At 70.3% G+C, this 18,909-nt stretch carries 20 protein-coding genes and 1 pseudogene; 4 read left to right on the top strand and 17 right to left on the bottom strand.

Annotated elements, in window-relative coordinates:
- Positions 1-160: 160 nt before the first annotated feature.
- Entirely contained in the window at positions 161-769 is a 609-nt protein-coding gene (locus ACT3S3_RS12010) for a HEAT repeat domain-containing protein (RefSeq protein ID WP_444626831.1), read from the top strand.
- Positions 756-1,769 (top strand): MerR family transcriptional regulator, encoded by a 1,014-nt coding sequence (locus tag ACT3S3_RS12005; protein WP_441579142.1) that lies wholly within the window; start codon positions 756-758, stop codon positions 1,767-1,769. Before ACT3S3_RS12010 ends, ACT3S3_RS12005 begins: the two co-directional genes overlap by 14 nt.
- Here the strand turns inward: ACT3S3_RS12005 and ACT3S3_RS12000 are convergent.
- The 16 genes from ACT3S3_RS12000 to dacB form a co-directional block, all read right to left on the bottom strand.
- Positions 1,756-2,352, bottom strand: a complete 597-nt coding sequence (locus tag ACT3S3_RS12000; RefSeq protein WP_441579141.1) for a GNAT family N-acetyltransferase — start codon at positions 2,350-2,352, stop codon at positions 1,756-1,758. The two genes, ACT3S3_RS12005 and ACT3S3_RS12000, sit on opposite strands and share 14 nt — an antisense overlap.
- Before the next feature lie 11 nt (positions 2,353-2,363).
- Positions 2,364-3,641: a globin domain-containing protein gene (locus ACT3S3_RS11995; RefSeq protein WP_441579140.1), complete on the bottom strand. Its 1,278-nt coding sequence runs from the start codon at positions 3,639-3,641 to the stop codon at positions 2,364-2,366.
- A gap of 57 nt (positions 3,642-3,698) precedes the next feature.
- A complete protein-coding gene (locus tag ACT3S3_RS11990; RefSeq protein WP_441579139.1) occupies positions 3,699-4,190 on the bottom strand; it encodes an RrF2 family transcriptional regulator in 492 nt (163 codons plus the stop codon).
- A 216-nt stretch (positions 4,191-4,406) separates the two neighbouring features.
- Entirely contained in the window at positions 4,407-4,820 is a 414-nt protein-coding gene (gene panD / locus ACT3S3_RS11985) for an aspartate 1-decarboxylase (RefSeq protein WP_301443564.1), read from the bottom strand.
- A 10-nt stretch (positions 4,821-4,830) separates the two neighbouring features.
- Positions 4,831-5,772 carry a pantoate--beta-alanine ligase gene (gene panC, locus ACT3S3_RS11980; protein ID WP_441579138.1) on the bottom strand — a complete coding sequence of 314 codons (942 nt, stop codon included), beginning with the start codon at positions 5,770-5,772 and terminating at the stop codon, positions 4,831-4,833.
- An 83-nt stretch (positions 5,773-5,855) separates the two neighbouring features.
- Complete coding sequence (locus tag ACT3S3_RS11975; RefSeq protein WP_441579137.1) at positions 5,856-6,770, bottom strand: Rossmann-like and DUF2520 domain-containing protein; 915 nt, start codon at positions 6,768-6,770, stop codon at positions 5,856-5,858.
- 11 nt (positions 6,771-6,781) lie between these two features.
- A complete protein-coding gene (locus ACT3S3_RS11970) occupies positions 6,782-7,918 on the bottom strand; it encodes a DUF6779 domain-containing protein (protein ID WP_441588393.1) in 1,137 nt (378 codons plus the stop codon).
- The gene (locus tag ACT3S3_RS11965) at positions 7,915-8,406 is read right to left on the bottom strand and encodes a DUF3180 domain-containing protein (protein ID WP_441579135.1); all 492 of its coding nucleotides are present in this window, start codon (positions 8,404-8,406) and stop codon (positions 7,915-7,917) included. The genes ACT3S3_RS11970 and ACT3S3_RS11965 overlap by 4 nt, the downstream gene beginning before the upstream one ends.
- Complete coding sequence (gene folK / locus ACT3S3_RS11960) at positions 8,403-8,978, bottom strand: 2-amino-4-hydroxy-6-hydroxymethyldihydropteridine diphosphokinase (RefSeq protein ID WP_441579134.1); 576 nt, start codon at positions 8,976-8,978, stop codon at positions 8,403-8,405. The genes ACT3S3_RS11965 and folK overlap by 4 nt, the downstream gene beginning before the upstream one ends.
- Positions 8,975-9,355 (bottom strand): dihydroneopterin aldolase, encoded by a 381-nt coding sequence (gene folB / locus ACT3S3_RS11955; RefSeq protein WP_301443570.1) that lies wholly within the window; start codon positions 9,353-9,355, stop codon positions 8,975-8,977. The genes folK and folB overlap by 4 nt, the downstream gene beginning before the upstream one ends.
- Complete coding sequence (folP, locus tag ACT3S3_RS11950) at positions 9,348-10,223, bottom strand: dihydropteroate synthase (RefSeq protein ID WP_441579133.1); 876 nt, start codon at positions 10,221-10,223, stop codon at positions 9,348-9,350. The genes folB and folP overlap by 8 nt, the downstream gene beginning before the upstream one ends.
- Positions 10,224-10,237: 14 nt before the next feature.
- The gene (gene folE / locus ACT3S3_RS11945) at positions 10,238-10,819 is read right to left on the bottom strand and encodes a GTP cyclohydrolase I FolE (protein WP_301443572.1); all 582 of its coding nucleotides are present in this window, start codon (positions 10,817-10,819) and stop codon (positions 10,238-10,240) included.
- Positions 10,820-10,894: 75 nt separating this feature from the next.
- Positions 10,895-13,291 carry an ATP-dependent zinc metalloprotease FtsH gene (ftsH, locus tag ACT3S3_RS11940; protein ID WP_444614981.1) on the bottom strand — a complete coding sequence of 799 codons (2,397 nt, stop codon included), beginning with the start codon at positions 13,289-13,291 and terminating at the stop codon, positions 10,895-10,897.
- Between the two features lie 50 nt (positions 13,292-13,341).
- Positions 13,342-13,920, bottom strand: coding sequence for a hypoxanthine phosphoribosyltransferase (hpt, locus tag ACT3S3_RS11935; protein WP_441579130.1), 579 nt, complete (start codon positions 13,918-13,920; stop codon positions 13,342-13,344).
- The gene (gene tilS, locus ACT3S3_RS11930; RefSeq protein WP_441579129.1) at positions 13,920-14,957 is read right to left on the bottom strand and encodes a tRNA lysidine(34) synthetase TilS; all 1,038 of its coding nucleotides are present in this window, start codon (positions 14,955-14,957) and stop codon (positions 13,920-13,922) included. The genes hpt and tilS overlap by 1 nt, the downstream gene beginning before the upstream one ends.
- A 23-nt stretch (positions 14,958-14,980) precedes the next feature.
- Positions 14,981-16,357: a D-alanyl-D-alanine carboxypeptidase/D-alanyl-D-alanine endopeptidase gene (gene dacB / locus ACT3S3_RS11925; protein ID WP_441579128.1), complete on the bottom strand. Its 1,377-nt coding sequence runs from the start codon at positions 16,355-16,357 to the stop codon at positions 14,981-14,983.
- A gap of 208 nt (positions 16,358-16,565) precedes the next feature.
- Here dacB and ACT3S3_RS11920 point away from each other — a divergent pair, with 208 nt between their 5' ends.
- Together ACT3S3_RS11920 and ACT3S3_RS11915 are read left to right on the top strand one after the other, a co-directional pair.
- Positions 16,566-17,030, top strand: a complete 465-nt coding sequence (locus tag ACT3S3_RS11920; protein ID WP_301444162.1) for an SRPBCC family protein — start codon at positions 16,566-16,568, stop codon at positions 17,028-17,030.
- 11 nt (positions 17,031-17,041) lie between these two features.
- A complete protein-coding gene (locus ACT3S3_RS11915) occupies positions 17,042-17,515 on the top strand; it encodes an inorganic diphosphatase (protein ID WP_301444161.1) in 474 nt (157 codons plus the stop codon).
- A gap of 95 nt (positions 17,516-17,610) precedes the next feature.
- Here ACT3S3_RS11915 and ACT3S3_RS11910 read toward each other — a convergent pair.
- Positions 17,611-18,909 (bottom strand): annotated as a pseudogene (locus tag ACT3S3_RS11910) (hypothetical protein); the annotation flags it as partial.

Below are 18,909 nucleotides of genomic sequence, written 5' to 3'. Positions count from 1 at the left end.
GCCGACCCGTCGAGACCGGGTGGCCGCTGCCGTACGACGCGGGCCAGCGACCACGTGGTGATCGTCCTGATCGTGTCCGCCACCCCAACATGTGCAGATCAAGCGGCCGATTTCCGTATGTGCTTGACCCTCTCACCCTGTGAGGGTGTCTGCTGGCCACATGACCACCAACACCCGCCTGAGCACCGCCTTCACCGCGCAGGACGCAAGCTCCCGCATGCGCGCCGCACTCGCCGCCGGCAGCGACCCCCGCCCCGGGGACGTCGCCGACCTCGTCGCGCAGTGCGCCGTGGAACCGGACTTCTTCGTGCGCGACATGCTCACCTGGGCCTTGACCAGGCATCCCCACGCCGACGTCGTGCCCGTCCTGCTCACTCAACTGCACTCGCCCACCGCGCAGGCGCGCTCGCAGGCACTGCACACGCTGTCGAAGATCGGTGAGGTGGCGGCGGTGGCGTCCTACCCCCACATCACCGACGACCTGCTGCAGGACGCCGACGACGAGGTCGCGCGCACCGCGTGGCGTGCGGCGGTCGGGCTCGTCCCTCAGCCCGAGGCACCACGCCTGGCCGTCCGGCTGAGCGGACAGCTCGGACGCGGGGACCGGGAGCTCGGGGAGGACGCCCGGGGCGTCCTGCGCACGCACGGGTCCCGCCACGCCGCGGCCACCCTGCTGCTGCTCGACGACCCGGACCTCGGATTCGACGCCGCCGAGTACGAGGCACAGCGGGCCCGGCCCGGGATAGACTCGAATGATGCTGATCGGTGAGGTGTCCCGGCTGTCGGGTGTGAGCGTGCGGATGCTGCGCCACTACGACGAGCACGGCCTGGTCAGCCCGTCGAACCGCACGTCCGGCGGCTACCGCGACTACGACCGCGGCGACGTGCACCGGCTGATGAAGGCCGAGGCGCTGCGTGCCCTGGGCATGGGCGTCGCGGAGGTCCGCACCGCGCTGGACGACCCCGGTCTCGACGTCGGTGCGGTCCTCGACCGGCTGCGCGCCGAGACCCGGGACCGCATCCGCGCCGAGCAGGCGCTCCTGGACCACCTCGACACCGTGCGCGGACGCCCCGGCACGACCCCGGGCACGTGGGACGACGTCCTCGGACTCACCTCCCTTCTCACCGCACTGCGCTCCGACGACCCGGCGCGTCGCCAGTCCGCCGCGCTCACCGCGTCCGACCGTCCCACGGCGGGGGCGCTGGTGGAGCTCTACCTGGAGGAGGACGACCCGAACGTGGCCGGCGCGCTGCGCTGGTCGCTCGTGCGCACGGCAGGGGACGCGGCAGGGGACGTAGCAGGGGACGTCACCGCGGAGCTGTCGGGGCATCTCCCCCATGCCGACCCGGCGGTGCGGCTGCGTGTCGTGGAGGTGCTGCGCGAGATCAACGACGCCCGGGCCACGACCATCCTCACCGACCTGCTGGACGATCCTCCCCCGGTCCGCGGTGCCTGTGCGCTCGCCCTCGCCCGCCGCACCGACTCACCCGCCCTGGTGGGAACGCTCGTCGAGATGGTGCTCACCGGCGACCACGACGTGGAGGCCGCCGAGGCACTCGCGGTGATGCGCACGCGCAGATCGACGTCCTACGACGACATCCCCGCGACCCTGGTGGCGGCGGTGTCCGGCGCGTCACCGGATGCGCGCCTGCGCGTGGTCCAGGCGCTCGCCGAGATCACACCGGACTCCCCGGACGTCCTCGCCGCCTTCACCGACGACGCCGACCCACGGGTCGCCCGGACCGCCCGGGCCCTCAGTCGTCGGTAGCCAACCGGGCGAAGGTGTCGAGGTCGTTGAAGGCCCCGCGCAGCATCTCGGCGTCGCGCGCCGTGCCCTCGTGCCGGAACCCCGCCTTGAGCGCCACCGCGCAGGACGCCACGTTCTGCGGGTTCGCCTTGATCTGCACACGGTGCACCCGGTAGTCGAAGAGGAAGTCGACGACCGCGCCCACCACCGCGCTCATCAGGCCACGGCCGCGCAGGTGCGGGGCGGTGGTGTAGCCGAGTTCCACGCACCGGTCCTGCCGGTCGACGAGGCGGACCTCCAACGTGCCGCCGAAGTCGCCCGGCGAGGTCGGGTCGTCGACGATCCACAGCATCGCCGCCGGTGAGCGTGCCATGGTGAGCAGGAACATCTCGGCGTCGCGGGAGGAGTAGTTCTCCGAGAGGGAGGAGTAGTTCTCCGAGAGGGAGGTGAATCTCCGCGAGTCCTCGTGCCTGCTGGAGGTGACCAGACCGGCGATGTCGGTGTTCACCGGGGCGCGCAGCCGCAGCGTGGAGCCGTCGGCGAGCTCTCCCACGATGTCCGCGGACGGCAGGGGCCAGCTCAACGGGGCATGAGGGTCATTCATGACCGTCGAGACTACCCGCCCAGCAGCCAGTCGTTCGGGCTGAACAGTTCCACGTTGACGCCCGCGGGTGCCAGGCTCCCGGCCATGTCATCCGCCATGTCCTCGAGCTGCGCACGGACGTCCTGCAGGAAGCTGTTGCCGCCGCACAGGTACCAGTGCGCCCCGCCAGGCAGGACGCCCTCCCCGGCCAGGGTGGGCAGGTCGATCCGGGCACCGTCGGCACGGTAGGCGGTCCGCACGTGCACCGTCGCCCCCGCCGCCCGCAGGGCCTCGACGTAGCCCTCGGTGGCCTCGCGCTGCGCATGCGAGGCGGCGTCCCCGTCGGCGTGCAGGACGGTCACCGTGGGACGTGTGTCGGCAGCTGCCAGCACCGACAGCATACCGGTCATCGGTGTCGAACCGATCCCCGAGCTGACCAGGACGACCGGTGCCGCACCGGCGAGGACGTCGCGGTGGAGCACCAGGTCACCGGCCGGCAGGGTGGCGTCCACCCGGTCGCCGACGGCGAGGTCGTCCACCAGGGCGGTGGACACCTCCCCGTCGCGTTGGACGGCGATGCTGAACCCGTCGTCGTCCCACGCCACCAGGGAGTACTGGCGCAGCTGGCGGGCGCCGTCGGCCATGACCACGCCGACGGAGACGTACTGCCCCGGGCGGGCCTCGGCGAAGTCGGTGGCGGCATCGGCGGCGGCGAAAGTGAGCTCCGTGACCGTCGCCGACAGGGCGCGGCGTCCGGTGAGCTCCGCGTCGCGGAAGACGTCGCCGGGTGCGACCCCGGCCGAACGGTACATCCCGGTCTCGGCGTCGATGAGCACCTGCGCCATCAGCCAGTAGACCTCGTCCCACGCCTCGGCGACCGGCGGGGTGACCGCGTCGCCGAGGACCTCGACGATCGCGGCGAACAGGTGGTCGTGCACGATCTGGTACTGGTCGGCGGTGATCCCCAGGGAGACGTGCTTGTGCGCGATGCGCGACAGCATCGCCACCGGGTCCGGGGCGGAGGGGTCGACGAGCATCGAGGCGAAGGTGGCGACCGAGGCCGCCAGGGCCTTCTGCTGGTCGCCGGCACGCTGGTTGCCACGGTTGAAGGTGTCCCGGAGGAGTTCGGGGTGTTCCTCGAACATGCGGGCGTAGAAGTTCGGGGTGATCTCGTTGATGTGCGCCCCGACGAGCGGCAGGGTGTCCCTCACCGTGGACTCGTGGTCCGGGGTGAGGCGCCCGGCGCGGAAAGGCTCAGCTGCCGGCGAGGCAGTGGACGGGGCGGACGGGGTGGTTGCGGTGGTTGACATCGGGGAGCTTCCTTAGAGGTTTGTACAGCTGAGTACGGGTGTCCGGGGTGGACGCCACTACGGGCGCGTCCGTGGTGCGGGGATCTGGGGCATGCCCACACCGACCGCCCCGCGGGGCCCTCCCGCGGCGTTGCGGTCGATGAGTGTGCCCAGGGTGATGCCGTCGAAGGTGGAGTAGAAGCTCTCCTGGGCCTCGGCGAGCAGGTGGCGCAGTGAGCAGCCCCGGCCGGCGAGCGGGCACGGGGTGTCCCCGTCGCAGTCCACGACTTCGTGGCGACCCTCGAGCTCACGCAGCAGCGCACCGACGTCGACGGCCCGCGCACCTTCGGCCAGGTACACCCCACCGGCGCGGCCACGGACCGAGCCGAGGATCCCGGCTCCGGTCAGCCGGGCCACGACCTTCTTCACGTGCGAGGCCGGTGCCGCCGTCTGGACCGCGAGCTCGCCGATGGTGCGTCGTTGCGCCGGATCGACCGCCCCGGCCGCCCCGGTGTCACCGAGGATCATCAGCGAGCGGAGCCCCAGGTCGGTGAACTTCGTGAGGTGCATGACCCCAACGCTAGGCCCCCTCGACCTAAAAGGTACATCTGAAATACCCCGTAAAAGATCGCCCCACCAGCAGGTCAGGGTACGTTTACCGCTCCCCCACCGGCGGGTTCACCCCGGACGCCCGTGCAGTGATTGATCTCCGTCACATTTTCCCCGTCCCTCTGCTCCCCGGCCCCCGACCGGCCCCCGACGACCCCCGCGGGGTCGGCTAGACCCCTACGCAGGGTGGCGCGGGTTCAGCAGTCCGGAACCGACGGGCACGTCCGCCGGGTCCGCGCTCAGGGTGACCTGCTCGTTGGCGTCGTCGACGAAGACGACCCGCGGGTTGTAGTCCTTGAGCTCCTCGGCGTTGTACTGGCCGTAGGCGATGATGATGACCAGGTCACCGGGGTGGACCAGGTGGGCGGCGGCACCGTTGATCGAGATCATGCCGGAACCACGCTCGCCGGTGATGGCGTAGGTGGTCAGCCGGGCGCCGTTGTCGACGTCGACGATGTCGATCTGCTCGCCCTCGAGCAGGTCGGCGGCCTCCATCAGGTCGGCGTCGATGGTGCACGAGCCCACGTAGTGCAGGTCGGCCTGGGTGACGGTCGCCCGATGGATCTTGGACTTCATCATGGTGCGGATCACGTGCAGTACCCTACTCGCTCGACGTGCCGGACGTAACCGCTTCGGCTTCTTCGCCCTGCTCATCGCACGGCTCGTCACCGATGTTGCGGAACCCGATGCCCAGCGGCACGCCCACGTTGTCGATCAGGCGGGTGGCGCCGACCCGGGCGGCGACGAGCAGCCGGGCGTCACCCTTCTCGGGGGCCTCGCCGAGGTCGAGACCACGCAGCTCGAGGTAGTCGACCTCGATCCCCGGCGAGGTGGCGAGCACCTGGCGGGCGGTGTCGAGCACGGCGTCCGCCCCGTCCTCGGCGACGTGTGCTCCGGCGAGCAGGGCGGCGGACAGTGACATCGCCGCGTTGCGCTCCTCCCCGGAGAGGTAGACGTTGCGCGAGGACTTCGCCAGTCCGTCTGCCTCACGCACCACGGGTACGCCGTGGACCTTCACCCCGAGGTTGAGGTCGGTGACCATCTGCTGGATCAGCACGAGCTGCTGGTAGTCCTTCTCCCCGAAGAAGGCGTCGCTGCAGTGGGTGATGCGGAAGAGCTTCGAGACCACGGTCAGCACCCCGGCGAAGTGCGTGGGACGCTGCGCACCCTCCAGGGTCGCGCCGGTGTCGCCCGGCAGGACGGTGGTGCGAGGGCCGTTGGGGTACATCTCCCGCGGGCTGGGTGCGAAGACGGCGTCGACGCCGGCGGCGGTGAGCTTCTCCACGTCGGAGTCGAGGGTGCGCGGGTAGGCGTCGAGGTCCTCGCCTTCACCGAACTGCAGCGGGTTGACGAACACGGACACCACCACCAGTGCGCGCGGCAGCGCCTGGGCGGCGCGCACGAGCGCGAGGTGGCCTTCGTGCAGCGCACCCATCGTGGGCACCAGGACGACGGGGCGTCCGGCCTTGCGCATGGCACGGGTGAGCTCACCGATGCTGTCGATGTCGGTGTAGACGGTGGCCTGACCCGGGGTGAAACTCACCGGTGACTCTCCTTGCGGGGTGACGGTACGAAAATTCGCGGAACGCTAGAACACCCTAGTCGCCCCGGCACCGCCCACCCCAGTCAGGGCTGGTCGAGCGCGCGTTCCACGTTCAACGACCCGACCGCCCGCGCGGTGCGGAGCGCGTCCTGCCGGTAGGACGCCGCGAGCCCACCGTGTCCCCCGCCGACTTCCTCGAGCGCGGCGACGTGGCGCAGGACGGTGGCCGCGTCGTCCCGGGCCGTCGGCCCGGTCAGCGCGGCCGTCCGGCTCTCCAACGCCCCGGTGAGCGCGGCGGGCAGGATCCGGCGCAGCAGCAACGCCGCCCGCGGGTCCTCCGCCGCCACAGTCGCGTCGTTGCTCAGCGCGTGGTCGAGCATGCGCATCGCCTCGACGACCTGGGTGACCAGATGGTTCGCGCCGTGCGCCATCGCCGCGTGGTACACGGTGCGCTGCTCCTCGGCCACCGGCACGGCGATCCCGCACATCGAGGCCACGAGCAGCTCGGCGACGGCCGTGCCGGTCTCGGAGTCGGTGGTCACACCCCAGGCGCAGCCGGCGAGGTTGTCGGTGTCCTCGGGGCGTCCACGGAAGGTCATCGCCGGGTGCAACGCCAGAGGCAGTGCACCGGTGTCGGTGACCGGTTGGAGTACCTCGCAGCCCAGGGCACCGGCGGTGTGCACCACGATCTGGCCGGCCCGCACGGTGCGGGCCACCTGGTCGATCACCCCGGGCAGCTGCGGGTCCGGTACGGCCAGCACCACCAGTGCGGCCTGGGCGACCTCGGCGATGTCGGAGGCGGAGTCGCCGTGGACGGCCACCCCGGGCAGTCGTGCACGGGCGTTCTCACGCGACGCTGCGGAGCGGGCGACCACACCGTGCACGTGGTGGCCTGCGCGCAGCAGGGCCTCGGCGACGGCGGTGCCCACGGCCCCGGCGGAAATGACTCCGACCGACAGGCGTGGTTCCTGTCGGTCGGTGGGTGCGGTGTCGTTCACGGGGGACGAGTCTACCGGGCGTTCTTCTTCATCTGTGCCATCAGCTCGGCGACGGTGACGCCCTGGTCGGACTCGTCGGCACGACGACGGCCGTGGACCTCGGCCTCCTCGGCACGACGGCGGCGGCCCTGTGACTGGCCCTGGGACGGGGCAGCGGCCGGCTCTTCCGCCACCGGCGTCGCCTCGGCGCGCTGCTCCGGCTGTGCGGGCTGTGCCGGCTCGGCGGCGGGCTCAGCGGCGGACTCGGCGGACGGGGCCGGCGTGTCCTGCTGCTCCGACCAGCGGGGGCGGGACTCGGCTGCCGGGGTCGCCTCAGAAGACTTCTGCCCCTGCTCCGCCTCGGTCTCCGACGTGCCACCGGTGGGCTCCATCGAGCGGGTGTCGACGACCATCGGGATCTGGGTGGTGTCCTCGCTGTCCGCACCCGACCAGCGCACGGCGGCGAAGGTGCCCGTGGAGAAACCGCCGCGGCGTCCACCGGAGCGGTTCTGCCCGCCCTGCGGGGCATTCTTCTGGGCACCCTTCTCGGCATTCTTCTGGGCGGGAGCCCCAGCCTGGGCCGACTGGGCCGGTGCAGCCGACTCGGCGCGCTCGTGCGCCCCGGGGTGACCGCCCGTCTCCCCGGCACGCGAGACGTTGCGCTCCAGTTCGATGATGCGCTCGGCACGGGCCTTCAGCGACACCTGCTCGCCGTCCCACGCCCCACCGGACAGGTCGGAGAGCTGTTCGCGCATCGCCTCGAGCTCCTTGCGGATGGCGTCGAGGGTCTTGTCGTGCTCGCTGCCGAGACGGTTGCGGTAGTCGTTCTCCAACTGCACCTCGCGGCGCTGTGACTCCGAGCGTTCGCGGTCCAGCTCCGCCTTGTGGCGGCGCTCCTGCTCCTGACGCCGGCTGCGCTCCTCACCGATGATGCCGGAGTAGCGCGACACGAGGATCGCGCCGAAGAACGCCGCCCACAGGGAGGTGATCACGGCGATGTTCAGCCATCTCTCCGAGTCGACGAAGAACATGATGATCGTCGCCGCGAGGGCGAGGACGAACACCAGGTACATCAGCAGCTTCAGACCATTTCCCGGCGTGGAGGAACCGCTCCGGCTCGACGGATCGGGTAGCCGGTGCGAATCGTCGGGCGAATACGCGGAACTCATGGCGTCAAGAATACATCGCCGCGCCCGTCCTCACCGTCGGCATCGCCGGGAGGGACCAGACAACTTCGTTCCAGCAGCACACCGGCCACCGTCATCGCCACCGCCGCCAGCAACGACACCACCACCCCCGGGGCGTCCTGCTGCGCGGCGAGCAGCTGGCCGTGACGCAGCAGCACGTACACCGCCACCCCACCGTAGAAACCGACCGCCAGGGCACCGATCCAGCCTGCGGCAGTGCCGAACAGCGCGCAGCGGGAGATGAACACCGGCGACATCTGCGACCGGTCCTGCCCGACCTCACCGTCGGCGATGCGGCGGCGCACCATCACGGCCAGCACACCGGCGACGGCGGCGAAGACCCACAACGCCAGCGAACCGCTGACCCGGATCGGCGGGTAGCTGCCGTAGAACACCCACACCGCGGCGAAGGACACGACCCCGGCGGCGACCGCCGAGGTGGCGAGCAGCCCCACACTGGTCTGGTTCATGGGGCCCATCGTACGTCGGGCAACGCCCGGATTCCGGCGAGCGCGTCAGCGTCCCCACCGTCGAGGTCGGCGAGCAGCTGACGCATGGGCCGTCCGTCGAGCACGGCCTGCGGGTCGGCGTCCAGCCACGGCGCCAGGACGAAGGCGCGCTGGTGCGCCCACGGGTGCGGCAGCACGAGCTCCTCGCCCCATTGCCCCTCACTGCGCACACCGGCGTAGTCGATGATGTCGATGTCGAGGGTGCGCGGCCCCCAGTGCCGCGAGCGCACGCGGCGCGCGGCCTGCTCAAGATCCTGGCAGTGGTGCAGCAGTGTCAGCGGGGACAGGGTGGTCTCCACGACGAGCACGCAGTTGCGGAACTCCTCCTGGTCGGTCACCCCCCACGGCGCGGTGGCGTACATCGCGCTGGCGGCCAGCGGCCTGACCCCGTCGACACCGTCTGTCCCCGCCAGGGCGTGCGCGGCACGGCGGATCTGGTCCTCCGGGGCGGACAGCGTGCCGGGCAGGTTCGAGCCGAAGGCGAGGACGGCCGGCACCGCAGGCTCCACAGGCACGGCTCCATCGGCGCTCATGTGCGCGTCCCGGGGCTCTTGCGCGACCGGCGCGCCACGACCCGCACGTCGGAGAACGGGTGGTGGATCGGCGCGTCCGGCTTGTGGACGGTCACCTCCACGGCGACCACGCCGGCCACCTCGTTGATGCGGTCGGCGATGGTCGCCGAGACGGTCTCGATGAGGTCCATGCTCGGCCCCGAGACGATGTCCACGGCGATGTCGGCGAGGTCGACGTAGGAGATGGTACGGGTGATGTCGTCGTCGGCGACGGCGTCGGTGAAGTCCGTCCAGACCACCAGGTCGACGATGAACTTCTGGCCCTGCTCCTTCTCGAAGTCGTAGACCCCGTGGTAGCCGTAGACCTCCAGGCCGGCCAGTTCGATGCGGTCAGCCACGACGGGCCCTCCATCCTCCAGGTAGTGCGGGTCCGTGGCCGGTGGCCACGGCGTGTGCGACGTCGACGGCCGCGCGGTTGGGTGCCACGTCGTGGACGCGCACGGCCCAGGCGCCGGACGCCGCGGCCAGGGCGCTGACCGCGGCGGTGGCGTCGTCGGCGGACTCCGGGGTCCCCGGCGCACCGTCGTCGCCGGGACGCAGGGCGGTGAGGAACCTCTTGCGGCTCGCGCCGATGAGCACCCGGTGGCCCAACTCCAGGTAGGAACGCATGCCCGAGAGCAGCGCCCAGTTGTCGTCGGCGTCCTTGGCGAACCCCAGGCCGGGGTCGACGATGATGCGGTCGTGGTCGATTCCCCCGTCCTGTGCCTTCTCGGAGAGTTCCGCCAGCACCCGGCAGACGTCGGCGACGACGTCCCCGCCGTGGTCGGCGCGTCCTTCCGCGGACTCGAAACGCTGCGCGCGCCAGTGCATCAGGCAGTAGTCGGCCCCGAAGTCACCGACGGTGGCGTACATCTCGGCGTCGGCGAGCCCGCCGGAGACATCGTTGACGATCTCCGCCCCGGCCTCCATCGCGGCGGCCGCCGTACTGGAGCGCATGGTGTCCACACTGGTCATGATGCCTTCGGCGTGGAGTTCACGGATCACCGGCACCACCCGGGACGCCTCGACGTCCGCCGGCACACGGGTGGCACCGGGGCGGGTGGACTCCCCGCCGACGTCGATGATGTGCGCGCCCGCGGCGACCATCTCCCGGGCGTGCGCCAGGGCGCGGTCGGTCGTCGACCACATGCCGCCGTCGGAGAAGGAGTCGTCGGTGACGTTGAGGATCCCCATCACCGCGGTCGGGAATGCTGGCGTTCCGCTCATGGTGCCTGCCGTGCTCAGTGCCCGCGGATGAGGCTGAGGGCCTCGGCACGGGAGCGGGCGTCCTCACGGAAACCACCGCGCACCGCGGAGGTCACCGTGGTCGCACCGGGCTTGCGGATACCGCGCATCGCCATGCACAGGTGCTCGGCCTCGATGACCACGATCACCGCGTGCGCCTCCAGCTTCTCCGACACGGCGTCGGCGATCTGGCTGGTCAGACGCTCCTGCACCTGGGGTCGTTTGGCGAAGCCGTCGGCCAGGCGCGCCAGCTTGGACAGCCCGGTGACGGTGCCGGAGTCGCCGGGGATGTAGCCGATGTGGGCGTGCCCGTAGAACGGCACGAGGTGGTGCTCGCAGGTGGAGTACACCGGGATGTCCTTGACCAGGACGAGCTCGCGGTGGTCCTCGTTGAAGGTCTTGGCGAGCACCTCCCGCGGATCGTCGTACAGCCCACCGAAAGACTCGCGGTAGGCACGCGCCACCCTCGCCGGGGTCTCCTGAAGCCCCTCGCGGTCGGGGTCCTCACCCACGGCGAGCAGTAGTTCACGCACGGCCGCCTCGGCACGGGCCTGGTCGAAGGGACGTCCGGTACTCAGCGAGACCGGTGCGTTCGCTGCGCCGTTCGCTGCGCCGTTCTCCGGGTCGTGTTCAGTGTCAGTCACGGTGTCGGTTCAGTCTTTCTCGTCAGTGTCGTCGCGGCGGTGATGGCGACCGCCGTCATCCTGGGTCCCGCCATTCTGGGCCCTCAGGTTACGCGTCGGCGCATCGTCACTCGTCCACGGGTTGTCCGGTCGCTCGCTCTCCGGCAACTGGAAACCACGGAGCTCCTGCTCCGCCGGGCCGGAGGCGGGGCCGGACGGTCCCGCACCGTAGCTGCTCTCACCGGGGTGACGTCCGCCCGCGTCCGGGGCCGCCTCGGGGTCGACGCGGTCCTGACCACCCCACAGGTGGTCCGGGTGCGAGGCACCGCTCCAGCGGCCCGGAGCCGACTGCGACGACTGTGACGGTGCGGCGGGGCCGTCCTGCTCGCTCCCGTCGCGTTGCTCCTCGAGTTCGCCGGCCTGCTGACGACGCCGACGCTCGATGCGCGCCTTACGCGCCTCGGAGAAGAAGTCGTTGCGGGCGGGCAGCTCCTCGCCACGCTCGCGGGCCAGCTCGGTGGGGGTCTTCACCGGCTCGCGGAAATCCTTCGGGTGGCCGGCGTCCTGGTTCGGGAAGACGTCGCTGACCTCCACCGGCTCCATGTCGTCGAAGATGGCCTCCAGGTCGGGACGACGCAAGGTCTCCTTCTCCAGCAGCTTCTCCGCCAGGCGGTCGAGGTAGTCGCGGTTGTCGCGCAGGATGCCGTAGGCCACCCCGTGCGCCTTCTCGATGAGCATGCGCACCTGGTCGTCGATGGTGGCGGCCACCGCCGGGGAGTACTCCAGCGAACCCTGACCGCCACGGCCCACGAACGGGTCGCCCTGCTCCTCGCCGTACTTCACGGCCCCGAGCTCCGGGCTCATGCCGTACTCGGTGACCATCGAACGGGCGATCTTCGTGGCCTGCTCGATGTCGGACGAGGCGCCGGTCGTCGGCGAGCCGAAGACCAGCTCCTCCGCCGAGCGCCCGCCCATGGCGAACACCAGCCGGGCGAAGAGCTCCGAACGGTTGTACATGCCCTTGTCGTCCTCCGGCACGGCCATGGCGTGACCGCCGGTACGCCCGCGCGCGAGGATCGTGACCTTGTACACCCGCTCGATGTCCTTGATGCCCCACGCCGCCAGCGTGTGGCCGCCCTCGTGGTAGGCGGTGACCTTCTTCTCGTGCTCCGAGATGATCTTCGTGCTGCGGCGCGGACCGCCGATCACCCGGTCGGTCGCCTCCTCCAGCGCGTCGCCGGTGATCACGTTGCCGTCCACCCGGGCGGTCAGCAGCGCCGCCTCGTTGAGCACGTTGGCCAGGTCCGCGCCGGACATGCCGACCGTGCGCTTGGCCAGCGACCTCAGGTCCACGTCCGGTGCCAGGGGCTTGCCCTCGGAGTGCACGCGCAGGATCTGCTCGCGCCCGGCGATGTCCGGGTTGCTCACCGGGATCTGACGGTCGAAGCGGCCCGGACGCAGCAGCGCCGGGTCCAGGATGTCCGGACGGTTCGTCGCGGCCATCAGGATCACGTTCTCCCGGTCGCTGAAGCCGTCCATCTCCACCAGCAGCTGGTTGAGGGTCTGCTCACGCTCGTCGTGGCCACCACCCATGCCGGCACCACGCTGGCGGCCGACCGCGTCGATCTCGTCGACGAAGATGATGCAGGGGCTGTTCTCCTTGGCGGTCTTGAACAGGTCGCGCACACGCGAGGCACCCACGCCGACGAACATCTCCACGAAGTCCGAGCCGGAGATCGTGTAGAACGGCACACCGGCCTCACCGGCGACCGCCCGGGCCAGCAACGTCTTACCCGTGCCGGGAGGACCGTAGAGCAGCACACCACGCGGGATCTTCGCGCCCAGGTGCTCGTAGCGCTCCGGGTTCTGCAGGAAGTCACGGATCTCGTCGAGCTCCTCGACCGCCTCGTCCGCACCGGCGACGTTGTCGAAGGTGGTGTCCGGGTTGTCGACGTTGAGTTCCTTGGCCTTCGACTTGCCGATGTTGAAGGCACCGCCGGGACCACCCTGCATCCGGGTGAGGAAGAACAGCAGCAGACCACCGATCAGAAGGATCGGCAGCAGCATCACCAGCATCGAGCCCAGCAGACTGTCCTGGGTGACGTTGGTGGAGTAGCTGTCGGCGTCCGACGCCTCGACGCGGTCGAAGACCGTGTCCGCCGCACGCGCAGGGTACTGCGCGGTGACCTGGTCGATGCCGTCCTTGCCGTCCACGCTGATCTCGTTGCGCAGCGTCATCTGCAACTGCTGCTCACGGTCGTTGATCTGCACCTCGGCGACGTTGTTGTCGTCGAACTGCTTCATTGCCACGGACGTGTCGACGTCGTCGTAACCACGCGTGGAGTCGGTGAGCACACCGAAGGCGTAGATGACGACGAGAACCGCGGCGACGATGGCGGCGATCCTCAGAACCCTCTTCTTGTTCATAGTCCCACTAGCGTATCGCAGGACGCGGCGTGCCGTTCCTAGCCGTACACCTAGCTGTACACGCTGGGCCGCAACGTGCCGACCCACGGCAGGTCACGGTAACGCTCGGCGTAGTCCAGCCCGTAGCCGACCACGAAGTCGCTGGGGATGTCGAAGCCGATGTCGGTGGTCTCCACGTGGCGCTGCACCGCCTCCGGCTTACGCAGCAGCGTCACCACCTCCAGGCTCTTCGGCCCGCGACCCCTGAGGTGGTCGACGAGCCAGTGCAGGGTGATTCCGGACTCGATGATGTCCTCGAGGATGATCACGTTGCGCCCCTCGATGTCACGGGTGAGGTCCATGCGGATCTCCACCGTGCCCGAGGACTCCGCCGACTGTCCGTAGGTCGACAGCGCCATGAACTCCATCTGCGTGGGGATGTCCATCGCCCGGGCGAAGTCAGCGATAAAGTAGGTCGCCCCCTTGAGCACGCACAGCAGGATCGTGTCCTCGTCCTCACCGCGGTAGCGGTCGCTGGCGGCCTTGGCCATCTCGGCGATCCGGGCGTGCAGCGTGGTCTCGTCGACGAGCACCCCCTCGACGTCGTCGTGGTAGCAGTTGTCCGGCACGTCGGCGTTCTTGGCGATCATCACGGGGTCCTGTCCTCTTGCTCTAGTACTAGCTTGCTGCCGGTGTCCGTCCGGCGGCGACGCACCACCAGACGACGGGTGTCCCCCATTGTAGAGGTCGGGTACGGTACCGCCACGCCCCCCTGCCCGTGCCAGTCGGCGACCAGCGCGTCCAGCGCGTCCAGGTGCCGCGACGTCAGCGGACCTGCAGCCCCGCCGAGCCACCGCCGCAGGACGCGCCGGCGTAGCGGCGCGGCGCGCCCCGCCACCGCGTCCACCGGCAGCGCCGAGTCCCCGGCGTCCCCCGGTACGTCCTGCAGCACCTCGGCGGCCAGGGCGTCGAGCAGGTCGGCGTCCTGCCGCAGCATCCGCGCCGAGCGGGCCAGCGCCTCGCCCACCCGGTCACCGAGGATCTCGCGCGCCAACGGCAGCAGCTCGTTGCGCACCCGCGAACGCAGGATCTCCGGACTCTCGTTGTGCGGGTCGTGCCACACCGGCAGGCCCAGCTCGGCACAGCTGCCGAGGGTGTCGGCACGCGAGACCCCGAGCACCGGACGTCCCAGCCACGCCGCACCGGCGTCCACCACCGGGTGCTCCTCGGCGAGCTCGCGCAGCCCGGCGAGACTACCGGTGCCCGACCCGCGGGCCAGCGACAGCAGCAGACCCTCGGCGTCGTCGTCGGCGGTGTGCGCGACGAACACGGGACGCCCGTCCGCGTACTCGCCCAGCGCCCGGTAACGGGCCACCCGCGCGCCGGCCTCGCCGGTACCGGTGACCTGCACCCGCACCGTGGCCGCCCTCGCCCCCACCCCGGCGCAGGCCCGGGCGGCGTCCTCGGCGACCTGCGCCGAGGCGTCCTGCAGGCCGTGGTCCACGGTGACGGTGGTGACCTGCAGGCCGGCGTGGACGCAGGCGGCGGCGAGCGCCACCGAGTCGCCGCCGCCGGAGACGCCGCAGACGACCTCGGCGCCGGTGCGTCCGCCGAGACGTCCGGCGTACTCGTCGAGGAACCGGCGCAGACTGCGCCGCACGGCGAGGGTGTGGGGTGTGTCGATCACGGCTGCAGCCCGGGGGGGGACCGTCACGCCGCCGCGCGCAGCGACGCCGCCAACCGGTCCAGGGCGGCGCGTCCTGCGTCCATGTCCGAACCGTTGGACAGGAAGGCGAAGCTCAGCGCCCGGCCGGACTCGGTGGTCACGGTGCCGGCCAGCGTGTTCACCCCGTCCAACGTGCCCGTCTTCGCACGTAGCCAGCCGGCCGCCTGCGAGGCACCGGAGTCCGTACCGTAGCGGTCGACCAGCGTGCCGTCGCCCGCGGCGACCGGCAGGGCGTCCAGCAGGACGCGCAGGTCGTCGTCCGTGCCGGCGGCGGTGATCAGACCGTCGAGGATGCGGGCGTTGAGACGGTTCGCCTCACTCATCCCGGAGTTGTCGCGCAGCACCGCGTCGTCCACGTCGAGGCCCTCCTCGGTCAGCGCGGCGAGCGTGGCCTTGGCCGCGCCCTCGAACGTGGGTTCCTCGCCACCGGCGACGGCGACCTCGCGGGCGACGGCCTCGGCCAGCAGGTTGTCGCTGTGCAGCAGCATGTCGCGCACCCGCGTGGTCAGCGGGGCGGAGTTGACCGTGCCCAGTGGCGCGTCTGCTGCATCTGCCGTGTCTGCTGCGTTCTCCCCGACGGCGACCTCGCTGTCGGAGGTGGTGACCGTGGCACCGTCGGCCCCGAGCGCGGAGGCCAGTGCGTCGCCCACGTCCGCCCCCGGGGTGGTGGAGCGCGGCGAGTAGGAGTCGGTCGGGTCCAGGCGCCCGGCGTCGATCATCACCGCCGACAGCGGGGCGACGTTGCCCATGCCGATGTCGTCGCGCGACCAGGTCTGGTTGAACAGCGACCCGGCGCGCACGGAATTGTCCACGACCACCTCGGTGACCTGGTCCTCCCCGAGCGCCTCGCTGACCTGTGCGGCGAGGTCGTCGATGTTGGCCGGGTCGGTGAAGAAGCCGGACCCCTCGGAGCGCTCCAGGGTGATGTCGCCGTCACCCTTGAGCACGATCTGCCCGGGCTTCGTGCCGCGGTAGACGCGGGTCGCGACGCGGTCGTCGTCGCCCAGGGTCAGCAACGCGGCCGTGGCGGTGGCCAGCTTCGTGGCGGACGCCGGGACGAGCATGTTGTCCGGGTTCTGCGACCAGAGCTCCTCGCCGGTGGCGATGTCCGTGACGTGGCCGGACAGGGTCCCCAACGCCGGGTCGGATGCCGGGGCGGCGAGTTCGTCGCTGACGTCCGGTGCCGCGCCCTCGGTCTCTGCCGCGGCGAGGACCGGCGTGGGCTCCGGGAGCTCCGGGGCGTCCGCCACGGTGTAGGCGTTGCGCTGGTGGATGACCAGGGCGGCAGCCACCACGACGGCCACGACGATGACGAAGGCGAGGATGCCGTAGAGCCAACGGCGCGAGGCGGACTTGCTCATCGGGGCATCGGTGCCTTCCTGCGTGGGCGGGTCGGGTCTGGGCGGATCGGAGCGGTACTGAATCCCCACCAGAGTATCGGACGGCTCCGGGGTCTCCCAGGCTGGCACGCGCCCGGCGGCGCCAGAGTCGCAACAGAGTCGCGGCAGAGTGGCGGTTTCCTCGCCGAAACACTGCGGCGGAGGTGTGCCGGACCGTAGTGTCTGCCCCATGACCACCGAACTGATCACCGCCTCCCGCACCGTCCAGGCCTCCCCCGACGCCGTCTGGGCCGCGGTCACCGACCTCGACGCCATCGGTGAGCGCAGCCCCCAGTGCCGCAAGATGTTCATCCTCGGCGGCACGCCCGGGGTCGGCACCACCACGCTGAATCTGAACCGCCGGGGCGTGCTGTTCTGGCCGACGTGGTCGAAGATCACCCGGTGGAGTCCCACCGAGACCCTGGAGTGGCGGATCCCGATCAACGGTTCGCACTGGCGTTTCGAACTCACCGACAACGGTGACGGCACCACCGAACTGACCGAGTCGCGCATCGTCGACGGTGACACGTCCCTGCTCTCGCGGGTTCTCGTCGCCACGGCGCTCGGCGGCAACGACACCTTCGAGGGGGAGCTGCGGGAGGGGATCGAACAGACCCTGGCGGCAATCGCGTCGAGCGCGGAGCGGGCAGGGTAAACTGACCTCCCATGAGCATCGAAGTCACCATCGAAATCCCCAAGGGTTCCCGCAACAAGTACGAGGTCGACCACAAGACCGGCAAGGTCTACCTGGACCGCTACCTCTTCACCCCGATGGCCTACCCGGCCGACTACGGCTTCATCGACGAGACCCTCGGTGAGGACGGCGACCCGTTGGACGCCCTGGTGATCCTGCCGGAGTCCGTCTTCCCGGGCGTCATCGTCGAGGCCCGCCCGGTCGGCGTGTTCAAGATGACCGACGAGGCCGGCGGTGACGACAAGCTGCTCTGCGTCGTCGACGACGTGCGCTTCGAGAAGTTCCAGGACATCGACGACGTCGCGCAGGACGTCAAGGACGAGATCGAGCACTTCTTCGTCCACTACAAGGACCTGGAGCCCGGCAAGGAGGTCAACGGGTCCGGCTGGGGCGACAAAGCCGAGGCCGAGCGCATCCTCGCCGAGGCCGTGGAGCGCCACAAGTAGGACGCCCCGGACGCACCGGGTACCCCGGGCGTGCTGTACGCCCCGGGCGTCCCCTCCTCCCCCACCGCCGTGACCTCACGGCGGCGGGGGTTTCGTTATTCCGTGGACTCCTGCTCGCGCCACAGCGTGCGGGTCGTCCAGTCGTTGTCAGCGGCGCGGGTGGCGCGCTGGAGATCGCCGTCGGCCAGCCACACGGTGTCCCGGCCGTCCGCCTGCACCTGGGCGCGCGGACCACAGGGTTCACTGAACACGACGTCCAGGGTCCCGGGGTCGACCAGAGAGATCCTCAGCCCCGATGACCCCGACCCCCTGCCAGCCCCTCCGATGACGACCGACCTCACGGTCACCCAGGGACCCGCGGTGTCGACCTCCATGTACTCGGACGAGACGTCGTCGGGCAGTCGCGACTCGCCGACGGCCTGCAGACCAGAGTCGAGGTATTGCAGCTCGTTGTTCTTCCAGATCATGACCACCTCGTCCGTGGCAAGTATCCGGGCACACGTGGTCGGTCCGTTGGCGTCGTCCTTGTTCAGCCAGCTCAGATACCCTTCATCGCTGACGTGTCCGAGATGCAGGGCGCCCCGTTGCTCTGGGCCGTGCCACGTCCGGTCTTCCGTACGCGACGCCTGCAGATCAGCCTCCTCATATCTGCCGACAATCCAACCGCCCCATGCCTCCGGCGCATCGACAACCTGGTCCATGTCATCCATCAGGACCGGCGGAACCGGCACCTCGCTCACAGAAATACCGCTACCGTCGTCGCCGCCCTCGAGCAGAAGTCTGCGGTGACCTTTGAGCGCCACCACACACCCGTTTCCCTGTGGACCCAGAATCACCCGCGTATACTGCTTGAATTCGCTGATCTTCACCGGGAGAGTCACTGTCTCCGACTCTCCACTGTGCAGGTCAGTCTTCCAGACCAGGGGAAGCGACTCATCAACACGCCAGAGGGTCGCTGACATCCCCGACTTCCCCGACTTCCCCGACTTCTCGGACTGATTCGCGGAGCCGCCTAGGCTGACAGCGAATCCTTCGAACCAAGTAGGTGTCGCCTTCCACGGCTCCGGCGATGTTGCCTCGTCGAGATCCAGTGTGAACCGTACTGACCGAACGCCGACATAGCGGCCCTTGGCCCTCCCGGACGGGAATGGCAGTCGCACAGCTCCGACATCGACCTCTAGGTCGTCACCTGCCAGCTGGATACGGCATACCCGGCCCCTCGTCGGAGATATGTTGGGAAGACCGATCCGGTAAGGATCGTGGTGCAGACTGCCGGTCACCCTCACATAGCCGACCACGGGCCGCGGTGCCGCCCACTGCGCCGTCCACCCGTCGCCACGCAGAATCGTCCACCACCGCCACGTGCCACCCTGCTCGACGCGCCAGGTCGGCGA

This window comes from Corynebacterium sp. AOP40-4SA-5 (assembly GCF_052377355.1).
Classification (GTDB): domain Bacteria; phylum Actinomycetota; class Actinomycetes; order Mycobacteriales; family Mycobacteriaceae; genus Corynebacterium.
Note: the sequence above shows the minus strand (reverse complement) of the source record. Positions and strands in the feature narration are given on the sequence as shown.